Source organism: Pseudomonas sp. FP2300 (assembly GCF_030687595.1).
Lineage (GTDB): Bacteria > Pseudomonadota > Gammaproteobacteria > Pseudomonadales > Pseudomonadaceae > Aquipseudomonas > Aquipseudomonas bijieensis.
Genome location: NZ_CP117440.1, coordinates 1,791,657 through 1,804,446, shown reverse-complemented (window position 1 = coordinate 1,804,446; position 12,790 = coordinate 1,791,657). Strand labels below are relative to the sequence as shown.

At 61.8% G+C, this 12,790-nt stretch carries 12 protein-coding genes; all 12 read right to left on the bottom strand.

All coding sequences use genetic code 11. The features are described from left to right. Positions 1–171: 171 nt before the first annotated feature. The 12 genes from PSH86_RS07935 to PSH86_RS07880 all read right to left on the bottom strand — a co-directional run bounded on the left by PSH86_RS07935 (position 172) and on the right by PSH86_RS07880 (position 12,758). Positions 172–1,554 carry a flagellar hook-length control protein FliK gene (locus PSH86_RS07935; protein WP_305489093.1) on the bottom strand — a complete coding sequence of 461 codons (1,383 nt, stop codon included), beginning with the start codon at positions 1,552–1,554 and terminating at the stop codon, positions 172–174. Positions 1,555–1,642: 88 nt separating this feature from the next. Then, positions 1,643–1,987, bottom strand: coding sequence for an Hpt domain-containing protein (locus tag PSH86_RS07930; protein WP_109751351.1), 345 nt, complete (start codon positions 1,985–1,987; stop codon positions 1,643–1,645). Positions 1,988–2,018: 31 nt separating this feature from the next. Then, complete coding sequence (locus PSH86_RS07925; protein ID WP_116831747.1) at positions 2,019–3,725, bottom strand: fused response regulator/phosphatase; 1,707 nt, start codon at positions 3,723–3,725, stop codon at positions 2,019–2,021. Positions 3,726–3,730: 5 nt separating this feature from the next. Next, positions 3,731–4,036, bottom strand: a complete 306-nt coding sequence (locus tag PSH86_RS07920; protein ID WP_014337164.1) for an STAS domain-containing protein — start codon at positions 4,034–4,036, stop codon at positions 3,731–3,733. Positions 4,037–4,138: 102 nt separating this feature from the next. After that, complete coding sequence (gene fliJ / locus PSH86_RS07915; protein WP_305489085.1) at positions 4,139–4,588, bottom strand: flagellar export protein FliJ; 450 nt, start codon at positions 4,586–4,588, stop codon at positions 4,139–4,141. A 6-nt stretch (positions 4,589–4,594) separates the two neighbouring features. Next, positions 4,595–5,953 (bottom strand): flagellar protein export ATPase FliI, encoded by a 1,359-nt coding sequence (fliI, locus tag PSH86_RS07910; RefSeq protein WP_109751349.1) that lies wholly within the window; start codon positions 5,951–5,953, stop codon positions 4,595–4,597. Then, complete coding sequence (gene fliH / locus PSH86_RS07905) at positions 5,943–6,788, bottom strand: flagellar assembly protein FliH (protein ID WP_109751348.1); 846 nt, start codon at positions 6,786–6,788, stop codon at positions 5,943–5,945. The genes fliI and fliH overlap by 11 nt, the downstream gene beginning before the upstream one ends. Positions 6,789–6,795: 7 nt before the next feature. Further along, positions 6,796–7,815, bottom strand: coding sequence for a flagellar motor switch protein FliG (gene fliG / locus PSH86_RS07900; protein ID WP_003199086.1), 1,020 nt, complete (start codon positions 7,813–7,815; stop codon positions 6,796–6,798). Continuing rightward, positions 7,808–9,592: a flagellar basal-body MS-ring/collar protein FliF gene (fliF, locus tag PSH86_RS07895; RefSeq protein WP_109751347.1), complete on the bottom strand. Its 1,785-nt coding sequence runs from the start codon at positions 9,590–9,592 to the stop codon at positions 7,808–7,810. Before fliF ends, fliG begins: the two co-directional genes overlap by 8 nt. 15 nt (positions 9,593–9,607) lie before the next feature. Continuing rightward, positions 9,608–9,934, bottom strand: a complete 327-nt coding sequence (gene fliE / locus PSH86_RS07890; RefSeq protein ID WP_109751346.1) for a flagellar hook-basal body complex protein FliE — start codon at positions 9,932–9,934, stop codon at positions 9,608–9,610. Positions 9,935–10,149: 215 nt separating this feature from the next. After that, positions 10,150–11,544, bottom strand: coding sequence for a sigma-54-dependent response regulator transcription factor FleR (gene fleR, locus PSH86_RS07885; RefSeq protein WP_176688407.1), 1,395 nt, complete (start codon positions 11,542–11,544; stop codon positions 10,150–10,152). 5 nt (positions 11,545–11,549) lie between these two features. Beyond that, complete coding sequence (locus PSH86_RS07880; protein ID WP_305489080.1) at positions 11,550–12,758, bottom strand: PAS domain-containing sensor histidine kinase; 1,209 nt, start codon at positions 12,756–12,758, stop codon at positions 11,550–11,552. Between the last annotated feature and the right edge of the window lie 32 nt (positions 12,759–12,790).

The following is a 12,790-nucleotide window of genomic DNA, read 5'->3' as shown; positions in this document are numbered from 1 at the left end:
TATGCCAGAAGTGTCGGCGCTTAAGATGACGGGCAGACGCGATCTTCAATCCCCATAAAAACAAAGTGGGAGCGAGCCTGCTCGCGATAGCAGTGGATCAGCCCACGCAAGGGTGACTGACAATCCGCTATCGCGAGCAGGCTCGCTCCCACAGGGGCGAGCATCGTTGGGTCAGGCGTAGTAGTCGACCGCGCTGGTGCCGATGACACTGGTCGTGCTGACAGCCGCTTCAGCAATGCTGGCCGTGCCAGCGTCGTCCGCCGAATCCACCCGCCCACCGGACGACGTGGTGCGCCCCGCCTGGGCTTGCTGCTGGGCCTGCTGCCCCTGGTTCTGCGAGCCACGGGACTGGTCCGATACACTGACGTCGACCTGGCCCATGCCCTGCTGGGCAAAACTGTCCCGCAGGCGATGCAACTGGCCTTCGAGGGCTTCGCGAACGCCGGAGTGGGCGCTCATGAACGTGACCTGGGTCTGCTGGTCCGGAACCATGTTCACCCGGATATCCAGGCGCCCGAGCTCGGCGGGTTGCAACTGGATATCGGCCGCCTTGAGATTGACGCTGGACAGGTACATCACCCGGTTGACCACCTCTTCGGTCCAACCGTTCTGATTCATTGCGATAGGCTGGTTGACCGGCACCGCATTGGCGGTTTTGGGCGTAGCGGCCTGGGTCAGTGCGGCCAAGCGGTTGGCGAAATCGTCCACGCGAGTGTCACTGGAAGCGGCGCCAAGGTCCTTGAGGCCTTCGCTGATCAAGCCACCGAATGCCTTGTCGCCACCCTGGCTGCCGGGCCCGGTACTGTTCTGGTCGGCTTGCACAGTAAGCATGCTCGCCATACCGGCGGCAAAGGTTTGTGCCGAAGTCGGCTCACCATCGAGCGACGCCGGGGCCGCGCTCTTGGGTTGGGCCTGGCTGGTGGCGGAAACATGGCCGCCCTGCTCCATCGCCAAGCGCAAGGCTGGCAACGCGTCGAGTGGGTCGGCTTCAGGATCGAAGGCGGGATCATCCATCGGGACCGCCGCCTGGGTCACCTGGACCGGTGCGGCCAAGGGGGCAACCGGCGCCGCTACTGCCGTACCCAGCTGGGTGTCAGTCGTGACCGCCACAGGTGCAGGTTCCGCCGTGGCTGTCGCCACCGGCACCGCCATGTCCGGCAGCAGTCCTGGATCAAGGCTCGGATCGATAGGCGCAGCATCGGCAACTGGCGTTTGCGCAGGGTCGGCGTTGTCGTCACTGGCGGCGTTATCGTCGGCGCTGGCCGGTTTTTCCGTGGGCAAGGGTTTGCCGCTATCGGCAACCGTCGGCTCCGGGGCGGCAGGGGTCTGGTTGCCAGTGTCTTTTTTGACGGTGTTGTCGGCAGCCTTGTCGCGTACCGATTTCACCGATGGCTCAGGGGCCGCAGCCGATTTGGCAGGCGCCTGCTTGGCGAAGACTTGAGCGAAGCTGGAGGCTCTATCCCCGAGTTCCGGGGCCGCTGCCGGTGAATTGACGGCGACCTGGGGCTTGGCCTGGACAGAGGCCTGAAGCAGTGTGTTGGGGGTAACAGGCATAAAAGGGTCTCCGCTGCACTGGAATCATAGGTACAGTCGAGACTAGGCAATGCAAGGCACGGGCCAACGTCTGCCCGACCGTCGAATCTCAGCAGTGAAAGCCTTCACGCTCTTCCCTGCAAAGCTTGCGGACATGAGCAAATTCATTGTCGATTTCGTTGACCAGCTTTTCGATACCGCCCAATGACGGTTGCTTGGCACGCTGTTCCAACTCGCCGCACAGCTCGGCCAGGCGGATGGCGCCCATGTTGCTGCTGCTGCCCTTGAAGCTGTGGGCCGTGGCGCTCAGTTTTTCAGCATCCCGTGCTTCATGCAGCACCCGCAGGCGAGCCTCGGAGTCGTTGAGAAACGTATCCAGCAACTCCAGATACCCCTCCTCCATGACTTCCTTCAACGTGCTGAGCACGTCACGGTCCAGATGAATCTCGTTCACTTGTTCGCTCCCTGATCAAGAATGGCCCCGATTATGCCAGAGCCTCCCAGAAAAACTCCACGCGCGCACTACGACCATCGTCTGACCAACTGGCCTGGTGGCTCAACTGGCGTACCAGGCTCACGCCGCGCCCCGACAACCGATCACTGTCAACGGGCCGCGCCAGCACCCTGGCGACATCAAAACCCTCGCCACTGTCTTCGACTTCGATGGCCAGGCGACCACCCTCGCCATCTGGCGAGACATGCAAGTGCACCCGAACGTAACCGTCGCTCAGTTCATCCAGGCGCGTATTGCGCTCCCGGTAGTAGCGGGCAAAACCCGCCGCGTCACGCTTGAGGCTCGAGTCGAGCCCCAGCACCCCATGATCCAGGGCATTGGAGTAGAGCTCCGACATGACGCTGTAAAGGGCGCCACTCTGCGCCCTGAGTCCATGGACCTCGAGCAACAACTGCAACAGGTAAGGCATCGGGTTGAAGCGCTTGAGTGTCTGCGCCCGGAACTCGAAGCTCACCGACCAATCCAGCGGGCTGGACTGGCCGCTATCGGAATAGACCGGCGGCGGCGGATTGAGTTGCGTCGGTGCGACCAGCCGTACCTCGACCATACTGAAGTCGTCCCGAGCCTCGCCGCGAAAGTCCCGCAGGGCCTGCTGGATATCTTCGAAAAGAAGATCGGGCTCACGGTTGGCTGCAAACACCTGCTGCAACCCCTCCACGCCAAACGGCCGATCATGGTCGTCACTGGTTTCGATTACGCCGTCAGACAACAGGAACACCCGGTCCCCCAACGACATGGCGTGCACTTCGGTGCGATCATCGAATAGCTGGGGCGAGAGCACACCCAACGGCAGGTGCCGTGCCGGCAATGGCGTGCGCACGCCGCTGAGGCTGTCATGCAGGTAACCCTCGGGCATGCCGCCATTCCAGACTTCCACCGTGCACCGCTGGAAACTCAGGCATAGCAACGTCGCGCAACAGAACATGTCCACTGGCAGGATGCGTTTAAGCTTGGCATTCATCTCCCGCAGGATCTGCGCCAGGCCGTAGCCCTTGGCGGTCATCCCGTAGAACACTTCCGCCAGCGGCATCGCACCGACCGCCGCCGGCAAACCGTGCCCGGTGAAATCCCCCAGCAGGACGTGCATGTCGCCGGCCGGGTTGAACGCCGCCAGCAGCAGGTCACCGTTGAACAAGGCATAAGGCGATTGCAAGTAGCGGATGTTCGGCGCGCTCAGGCAGCCGGAGTGGGCGATCTTGTCGAATACAGCCTTGGCGACCCGTTGTTCGTTGAGCAGGTAGTCATGGTGCCTGGCGATCTGGTCGCGCTGCTCCACCACCGTGGCCTGCAACCGACGCAAGCGGTCCATGGCCTTGATCTTGGCCGCCAGGATCACTTGGTTGTAGGGTTTGGCCAGGAAATCGTCACCGCCCGCTTCCAGGCAACGGGCCAGGGCTTCGCTCTCGGTCAACGAGGTGAGGAAAATGATCGGGACCAACTGGTCCCCGGCCAACTGCTTGATTTTCTGCGCGGCTTCAAAGCCGTCCATCACTGGCATCATCGCATCCATCAGCACCAGGTGCGGACGTTGCTCCAGATAGACATCGACCGCTTCGGCGCCATCGGCCGCAGTGAGCACATGATGCCCCTGGCGGCGGACAATGGTCGACAACAGCAGTCGATCAGCGGCACTGTCTTCGGCAATCAGGACCGTCAGCGGCTCCGACGACGATTGCATGGCCGTCAACTGATGTCGAACAGCTTGTCGAAATTGGAGATCGCGAGGATTTTCTTGACGTCATTGCTGCTGTTGACGACACGGATATCCGACTGGTCGCCACCGGCATGATCGCGCAACAACAAAAGCATGCCCAAGGCGGAACTGTCGAGATAAGTGGCTTCTTTCAAATCCACCACGATGGAGTCAGGTTTCTGATTGAGCCGTTCATAGGACTCACGAAACTCCTGATGCCGTCCGAAATCGAATCGACCTTTGATCGAGATCGTCAGCTTGTGCCCATCGGGGGATACTTCGGTAACGACTGACATGATCGGCTTCCTTGTCATGGACATACGTATACAAGGTGTAGCATCTGGTAAAGGTCTGAGCAAGGTTTTGTCAGAATCTGCCGACAAAATCCCGGTTTCGCATCAATAGGGATTCTGCCGCGGCAGGCGCTGGGACAACTCATCGAGCAGTTTCTGTTCGCGCTTGTCTTCCAGTTGCCGTGCCTCATCGATATAGCGCTGCACCAGCTTGCGCAACCCTTCGACCCGGGCAAACGCCTCTTGCCAGCTCTGGCGAGCCTTCTCCAGGTTGTTCTGGTGCCAGACCAGGCTCTGGCGCTGCTGGTCGATAGCGGTACCCAACTGCGCAAGAAAGCCTTGGTAGCCCAACAACCACTGCCCGGAAACCCCGTGGGCACCACGGGCGATCCACTGTTCCTGATATTCGAGTCGAAAGTTTTCGAGGTCTGCCAGCTTGCTTTCGGCGACTTTGACCTGGCCCTGGAAATACGCCAGTCGCTGGACGGCGGTCTTCTCGACCTTTTCCGCCATGTCCACCACGGGGGCCAGGCGGGCCGCACGACTCGTGGCCATGGTCGGTTAAGTGCCTGAGATCGGGGCGAAAAGGGTCTGCAAGTGCGCCTCACTGGCGCCCATGCCGATGTTGTCGTTCAGGCTCTGGCGCAGGTAGACGGCCATCGACGGGTGCAGGTTGATCGCGGTATCGGTCTCACGGTCGCCGCCAGGCACATAGGCGCCGACGCTGATCAAGTCACGGCTTTGCTGGTAGCGCGACCAATACTGCTTGAACTGCTGGGCCCGCTTCATGTGTTCGGCACTGATGACCGACGGCATGACCCGGCTGATGGAAGCCTCGATATCGATGGCCGGGTAATGCCCTTCTTCGGCCAGGCGCCTGGACAGCACGATGTGGCCGTCGAGTACGCCCCGGGCCGAGTCAGCGATAGGGTCTTGCTGGTCATCGCCTTCGGACAGCACGGTATAGAACGCGGTGATCGAACCACCGCCCTTTTCCGCATTGCCGGCACGTTCCACCAGTTTCGGCAGCTTGGCGAATACCGAAGGCGGATAGCCCTTGGTGGCTGGCGGTTCGCCGATGGCCAGGGCGATTTCCCGCTGGGCCTGAGCGAAACGGGTCAGCGAATCCATCAGCAACAGGACGTTCTTGCCCTTGTCACGGAAATACTCGGCGATACGTGTGCAATACATGGCCGCTCGCAAGCGCATCAACGGCGCATCATCCGCTGGCGAAGCCACCACCACCGAACGCTTGAGCCCTTCCTCGCCAAGGATGTGCTCGATAAATTCCTTCACCTCACGACCCCGTTCGCCGATCAGCCCCACCACGATGATGTCGGCTTCGGTGAAACGGGTCATCATGCCCAGCAGCACGCTCTTGCCCACCCCGGTACCGGCGAACAGGCCCAGGCGCTGGCCGCGTCCGACCGTCAATAAGCCGTTGATGCAGCGGATACCCACGTCCAGCGGTACGCTGATGGGGTCGCGCTTGAGCGGGTTGATCGTCGGGCCGTCCATCGGCACCCAGTCTTCAGCCTTCATACCGCCCTTGCCGTCCAAGGCCCGTCCGGCTCCGTCCAGCACGCGCCCGAGCATGCTCATGCCCATGGGCAGGCGACCGTTGTCGGCCAAGGGCACCACGCGCGCGCCGGGGGCGATGCCGGCGACACTGCCCACCGGCATCAAGAAGACCTTGCTGCCAGAGAAGCCCATGACTTCGGCTTCGACTTGCACCGGGTGATAACTGTCGTCGTTGATCACCATGCAGCGGCTGCCCATGGCGGCACGCAGGCCTTCGGCTTCGAGGGTCAGGCCGACCATGCGCAGCAGACGCCCTTCCAGGATCGGTTGACCGGCCAGTTCGCTGGCCTCGGCGTAGCTGCCCAGGCGCTTGCCAAAGCTGGTTCGCTCAAGGCGCATCGCGGCTGTCCGGTGCAGAAGCGTCCAATTCAGGTACATCCAACCCGGCATCGGTCGGCGCGGCATCCGCACTGACCGGAGGTTCGTCCGGCAACTCCAGGCTCAGGTCGGCAGCGGCCGGGTGCAAGGCCTGTTCGTGCAACTGGTCGAACAATTTGGCCATGATCTGGCTGATGCGAGTTTCAACGGTTGCGTCGATGCGGCTGTGTTCGGTTTCCACCCGGCAACCGCCCGGCAGCAGCGCCGCGTCCTCGACGATGCGCCAGGTTTCTTCATGGCGTTCGCGCAGGGCCTTGACCAGCTCGAAGTCCTGGGGATTGATGTACAACCGCACGTTACCCACGCCCAACGGCAACAACTTGAGCGCTTCACGCATGACATGTTCGATCTGGCTCGAATCGATAGCCAGTTCGCGCTGGATCACTTGTTTGGCGATGTGTTGCACTAACCCCACCAGGGATTTCTCGATCTGGGTGTCCTGCTCGGCGATGGGGTCGAACAGGTTGAGCATCAGCGATTCCAGCGCGCGAAGCTTGGCCGTCAGCGCCACGTCGGCTTCCTGGCGGACCTTGAGCGTGGTGCTGTGGAAGCCTTCCTTTTCGCCCACGGCAAAGCCTTCGTTGTAGGCTTCCTGGCGAATGCTCTCGACTTCCTCGAGGGTCAGTGGCTGGACTTCTTCCAGCGGCACTTCCTCCATTTCCGGCAGCTCTTCCTCCGGCTCAGGCTCAGGCTCGGGCACGTGGGGATCGAAGCTGGGCAGCGACCAGACGTCGAAACCACCGACGTCCCGGGCGCGGATCAGGTCGCTGGGTGCTTCATCACTCTTGGCAGACATAACGACCTTAGATCATCTCTTCGCCGCCCTTGCCACCGAGAACGATCTCCCCGGCTTCGGCCATGCGGCGGGCGATGGTGAGGATTTCCTTCTGTGCGGTTTCCACGTCGCTGACGCGCACCGGGCCCTTGGCCTCGAGATCGTCGCGCAACAGTTCGGCCGCCCGTTTGGACATGTTCTTGAAGATCTTTTCCTTGACGCCTTCGTCCGAGCCCTTGAGGGCCAGTACCAGCACGTCGGACGACACTTCGCGCAACAGGGCCTGGATGCCACGATCGTCGACATCGGACAGGTTGTTGAACACGAACATGAGGTCTTCGATCTGACCGGACAGGTCTTCGTCGAACTCGCGGATCGAGTCCATCAACTGACCTTCGATCGAACTGTCGAGGAAGTTCATGATATCCGCCGCACGCTTGATACCACCCAAGGTGGTGCGCGAGGCATTGGAGTTGCCCGAGAACTGCTTCTCGAGAATCTGGTTCAATTCTTTCAGGGCCGCCGGCTGCACGGTGTTGAGCGAAGACACCCGCAGGATGATGTCCAGGCGCACCTTGTGGTCGAAGTTGCCCAGGACTTCGCCGGCCTGGTCCGGGTCGAGGTAAGCCACCACGATCGCCTGGATCTGCGGGTGCTCGTAACGGATCACGTCGGCAACCGCCCGCGGTTCCATCCACTTGAGGCTGTCCAGGCCGCTGGTATTGCCACCCAGCAGGATCCGGTCGATGAGGCCGTTGGCCTTGTCCTCGCCCAGTGCCTGGGTGAGCATCTTGCGCACGTAGTCGTCGGAACCGACGCCGAGGCTGGTCTGATCGCCGACGATGTCGACGAACTCGCTCATCACCTGCTCGACCTGCTCGCGGTGCACGTTGCCCATCTGGGCCATGGCCACGCCCACGCGCTGGACCTCCTTGGGCCCCATGTGGCGCAGCACTTGGGCAGCATCGGTAGAACCCAGGGACAGCAGCAGGATCGCGGCTTTGTCGACCCGGGACAATTTGGCAACAGCGGCTCGATTATCACTCATCTGCGTTAATCCACTCTTTCACGACCTGGGCCACACGACCCGGGTCTTCTGCCACCAGACTCTTGATGGCGTTCAACTGAGCGTCATAGCCTTCGCTCGGGCTTGGCAGCAGGATGCTCTGCGGCCCGCCAAGGCTGACACGATCGTTGGCCAATTCGCCATCCAGGCCGCCCATGCCTCCCAGCTCGACATCACCAAAACCTGCCAATTGCTTGTTCTTGCCGCCACCGGTGATGTTGTTGAGCACCGGACGCAGCACGCCAAACACCAGTACCAGGATGAACAGCACACCCAATACTTGCTTGACCACATCCCAGAACCAGGGTTGCGAATAAAACGGAATATCGGCGACCACTTCACCGCGCTCGAGGGAGAACGGTACGTTGATCACGCTGACGCTGTCGCCGCGGCTGGCGTCAAAACCGACGGCGTCCTGCACCAGGCGAGTGAAGCGCGCCAATTCGTCGGCGCTCCACGGCGCACGGCTGGTTTCGCCATTGGCCGGGTTGACCTTGACCTGATCGTCCACCACCACGGCGACCGACAGGCGATTCAAACGACCCTGTTGTTGCTTGGTGTGACTGATGGAACGGTCAAGCTCGAAGTTCTTGGTCGATTGCTGACGCTTGTCGGCCGGGTACGGCGCCAACATCGGCTGGCCGGTGGCCGGGTCCATGATCTGCTGGCCATTGGCATCGATCAGCGGCTGGCCTGGCTGCACCATGCCAGCGGCCGCGGTGGCGCCCCCGGTGGTCTGCGGCGCGCTGGCCGGCGACGGCGGCTGGTTGCTCAGGGCTCCCGGTACGCCTTGCGGGCCATTGCTGGCGGTGCGTTGTTCATTGACCGACTGCTCGCTGCGCAACGCCGGCTGGTCAGGGTTGAACTGCTCGGAGGTCGACTCGACGGCACTGAAGTCGACATCGGCCGACACTTCGGCCTTATAGCGATCATTGCCCAGGATCGGTTGCAGGATGTTGTGCACCCGCTGGGTCAGCATGCCTTCCATGCGACGGCTGTAATCGAATTGCTTGCCGGCCATGGTCAGTTCGGAGTTCTCCGCCTGATCGGACAGCAGGTTGCCTTTCTGGTCGACCACGGTGATCTGCGACTTGCTCAGCTCAGGTACGCTGGTCGCCACCAGATTGACGATGGCAACGACCTGGCCTGGCTCCAGGGAGCGGCCCGAATACAGCTCGACCAGTACCGAAGCGCTGGGCTTGCGCTCATCGCGCACGAACACCGAGCTTTTCGGAATCGCCAGGTGCACGCGGGCACCCTTGACATTGTTCAAGCTGGAAATGGTCCGCGCCAGCTCACCTTCCAGGCCGCGACGATAACGGGTCGCTTCCATGAATTGGCTGGTGCCCAGGCCCTGGTCCTTGTCGAGGATCTCGAAACCGATGTTGCCATCGGTAGGCGTCACGCCGGCCGCGGCGAGCTTGAGGCGCGCACGGGCGACGTCATCAGCCTTGACCAGCAAGGCGCCGGAATTGGGTTCGACGGTATAAGGAATGTCGGCGGAAGCCAGGGTTTCCATGACTTGCTTGGCGTCCATGCCCGCCAGGCTGCCGTACAGCGGACGGTAGTCCGGCTGCTGGGACCACAGTACCACGGCAAAACCAATCGCCACGCTGGCAGCCAGGCCGACCAACAGGCCTACCTGACGCAGCATGGTCATCTCGGAGAGATTTTCCAGGAAGGACAGACCGAACAGCGGCGGTTTGCCGTCTACCGGAGTGGCCTTGGCTGGAACGTTATCAACGGCTGCTTCTGCCATGACTCAATAATTTCCTTAGACCGGCATCTGCATGATGTCTTGGTAGGCTTGAACCAGTTTGTTGCGAACCTGGGTCAACGCCTGAAACGAGACACTGGCTTTCTGCGAGGAGATCATTACATCCGTCAGGTCGACGCCACTTTTGCCAATCTCGAAAGCACTGGCCAACTGATTCGATGCCTGCTGGGTATCGTTCACTTTATTGACGGCCTGACCGAGCAAGTCGGAAAAGCTGCTGCCACCCACCTGGGGGACCGCGACCGATTTAGGCTGGGCCATGGCGTCCATCTGCATGGCCCGCATGTCCAACATCAACCGATTAAATTCAATACCTTGGCTCATGGTCTACTCTCTCTGGCGGCCCGCATTTTTTTGACACTTACTCAGCGGGTATTCAGGTATTAGCAACAAGGGTGCCAGCTCCATGGCCGCAAAAAACAAATGCGTGTGGGAGCGGGCTTGCTCGCGAAAGCGGTGGTTCAGTCAATGCAACGGTGACTGGTAAATCGCTTTCGCGAGCAAGCCCGCTCCCACAAGGGGTATTCGGTGCACATCACTCAACTGGCGAACAGATAGGCCTCGACATCCATTCCGGCGTCGCGCATCTGCGCCAACTTGTAGCGCAGGGTGCGCGGGCTGATGCCCAGGCGTTCGGCCGCCTCCTTGCGACGACCGCGCTCGGCGCGCAGGGTGTCGATGATCATCTGGAACTCGCGACGACGCAGGTCATCGCCCAAGGCGCCGGCCGACTCACCCTCGACTTCCAGCGGGGGCGCGAAGGCCGCTGTTGGTACCGGCGACAATGCAGGCAATGGTGCACAAGCGACCGGACCGGCCAGGCAGAAGTCCTCCGGCTGGATCAAGCCGCCCTGCTGCAGGATCAAGGCCCGCTGAATGGCGTTATCGAGCTCTCGGACATTGCCCGGCCATGGGTAGGCAACCAGGCAGGCCTGAGCCTCGGCCGAAAGCCGGGCCGCCGCATGCTTCATTTTATTGACGTGCTTGTTCAGCAGACGCTCGGCCAGCGGCAGGATATCGGCGGTGCGCTCGCGCAGCGGACGCCAAGCCAGCGGGAAGACCGACAGACGGTAATAGAGGTCTTCACGGAAACGTCCCGCCGCCACTTCGCCGGCCAGGTCGCGGTTGGTGGTTGCCACCACGCGAATATCCAGGCTGATGGGTTTGCGCGCACCGACCCGCTCCACTTCCCGCTCCTGCAATACGCGCAACAGCTTGGCCTGCAGGCCCAACGGCATTTCGGAAATCTCATCGAGCAGAATCGTGCCGCCGTCAGCCTGCTCGAACTTGCCAGCCTGGGCCGCAATGGCCCCCGTGAACGAGCCCTTTTCGTGGCCGAACAGCGTCGCCTCGAGCATGTTGTCAGGGATTGCCGCGCAATTGATGGCAATGAACGGTTCGTTGGCGCGCCGGGACTGTTGATGAATGTAGCGCGCCAGCACTTCCTTGCCCGTACCGGACTCGCCGGAAATCAACACAGTTGAATCGCTGCGGGCCACCCGCGCGGCCAACTCCAGCAATTGCGCACTGGCCGGTTCGATGGCCACCGGACCTTCACCCTCGACCGCGAGACTACCCAAGGCATGGCGCGCGACCAGATCCAGCAGTGCTTTGGGCTCGAACGGCTTGACCAGGTAATCCGCGGCACCTTGACGCATGGCATCCACCGCTCGCTCGACGGCGCCGTGGGCGGTCATCAGCAAGACCGGCAGTTGCGGCTGACGGGCGCGCAACAGGCCGAGCAATTGATGGCCATCCATGCCCGGCATGTTGACGTCACTGACCACCAGGCCGAACGCTTCGCGGCCCACGGCAAGCAGCGCCTCTTCCGCCGAACCGACGGCGGCGTAGTCGTGGCCAGCCAAGACCAGCGTATCGGCCAGCGCCTCACGCAGCGCCCGGTCATCCTCAACCAGCAACACCTTGATCGCCATTGCTTTCACTCCACCCCTGGCGCATTGGAAAACAACGGCAAGCACACCGTCGCACAAGTGCCACGCCCCAGCCGCGAGCGCAGTTGCAATTCTCCCTGATGGGCACGGGCCACAGCCTTGACCACGGTCAGGCCCAAGCCGGTGCCGGTGGTCTTGGTGGTAAAGAATGGCTCACCCAGGCGTGCCAGCACGGCCGGCTCGATACCACTGCCGCTGTCGCTGACACACAGGCGCAAGATGTTGTCGCGGGTATACAAGTGCACTTTCAGCCGGACGTCGCCGCCGCTGGCCTGGATCGCGTTTTCGATGAGATTCAACACCGCGCCCACCAACGTGTCGCGGTTACACAACACTTCGCCGACATGGCTGTCGCACTGCCAGCGAATCGGCAGATCCTGCACATGAGTCAACGCCGCGGCCTGCAACGATTGCAGCAAGGCCTTGGGGGTGACACGGTCGGTCAACGGCAGCTCGCCGCGAGCGAAGACCAGCATGTCGCGCACCTGGTGCTCCAGCTCATGCAGGCGCTCTTTCAAGCGTCCGGCAAAGCGTTGCTGGGTTTCCATCGGCAATTGCTGTTCAGTCAGGTGACTGGCATAGAGCAGCGCGGCGGAAAGCGGCGTACGAATCTGGTGGGCCAACGAGGCCACCATCCGCCCCAGGGAAGACAGACGCTCATGGCGAGCCAACTGGTCTTGCAGGTGACGGGTTTCAGTCAAGTCATTGAGCAGCACCAACTGCCCAGGCTCGGCATCCAGCGAGCGCGTCGAGATGGACAGGCGCCGACCGTCCTTGAGGGACACTTCATGGCCGTCGTCTTCACGGGGCGCAAAGCAACGGGCGATGACATGCCGCCACAGCTCCCCCTCCAACGGCAGGCCGAGCAATTCGCAAGCCGCCGGGTTGGCTTCGCGCACACGGCCGTGGGCATCGATGACGATCACGCCACCGGGCAACAGGTCGAGGAGATTTTGCAAGCGATTGGCCAAGCGTTCCTTTTCCGCCAGCTCCTGCATGCGCTGGGCGCTGACCACGGCCAATTCACCCTTGAGCTCGGTGACCCGGGCTTCGAGCAGGCTGTAGGAATCAGTCAGTTGGCTGGACATCTGGTTGAACAGCGAAAATGCCTGCTCAAGTCCAAGCCGGCTTGCCTGCTCGGCGGACGGCCTGTGTTCCAGCTCGGGGACAGGAGACATCTGGGCGGCTTGGGTCATCGGGCTCTCTCGCTTGGCTGACCGTCAGTTAA

What these genes read in the sequence shown, in the direction of transcription:
- PSH86_RS07925 (WP_116831747.1), bottom strand. Translation starts at nt 3,725, where the DNA reads ATGCAATCGTCGTCGGAGCCGCTGACGGTCCTGATTGCCGAAGACAGT.
- PSH86_RS07935 (WP_305489093.1), bottom strand. Translation starts at nt 1,554, where the DNA reads ATGCCTGTTACCCCCAACACACTGCTTCAGGCCTCTGTCCAGGCCAAG.
- PSH86_RS07880 (WP_305489080.1), bottom strand. Translation starts at nt 12,758, where the DNA reads ATGACCCAAGCCGCCCAGATGTCTCCTGTCCCCGAGCTGGAACACAGG.
- PSH86_RS07920 (WP_014337164.1), bottom strand. Translation starts at nt 4,036, where the DNA reads ATGTCAGTCGTTACCGAAGTATCCCCCGATGGGCACAAGCTGACGATC.
- fliI (WP_109751349.1), bottom strand. Translation starts at nt 5,953, where the DNA reads ATGCGCCTTGAGCGAACCAGCTTTGGCAAGCGCCTGGGCAGCTACGCC.
- fliH (WP_109751348.1), bottom strand. Translation starts at nt 6,788, where the DNA reads ATGTCTGCCAAGAGTGATGAAGCACCCAGCGACCTGATCCGCGCCCGG.
- fliF (WP_109751347.1), bottom strand. Translation starts at nt 9,592, where the DNA reads ATGGCAGAAGCAGCCGTTGATAACGTTCCAGCCAAGGCCACTCCGGTA.
- fliE (WP_109751346.1), bottom strand. Translation starts at nt 9,934, where the DNA reads ATGAGCCAAGGTATTGAATTTAATCGGTTGATGTTGGACATGCGGGCC.
- fleR (WP_176688407.1), bottom strand. Translation starts at nt 11,544, where the DNA reads ATGGCGATCAAGGTGTTGCTGGTTGAGGATGACCGGGCGCTGCGTGAG.
- fliG (WP_003199086.1), bottom strand. Translation starts at nt 7,815, where the DNA reads ATGAGTGATAATCGAGCCGCTGTTGCCAAATTGTCCCGGGTCGACAAA.
- fliJ (WP_305489085.1), bottom strand. Translation starts at nt 4,588, where the DNA reads ATGGCCACGAGTCGTGCGGCCCGCCTGGCCCCCGTGGTGGACATGGCG.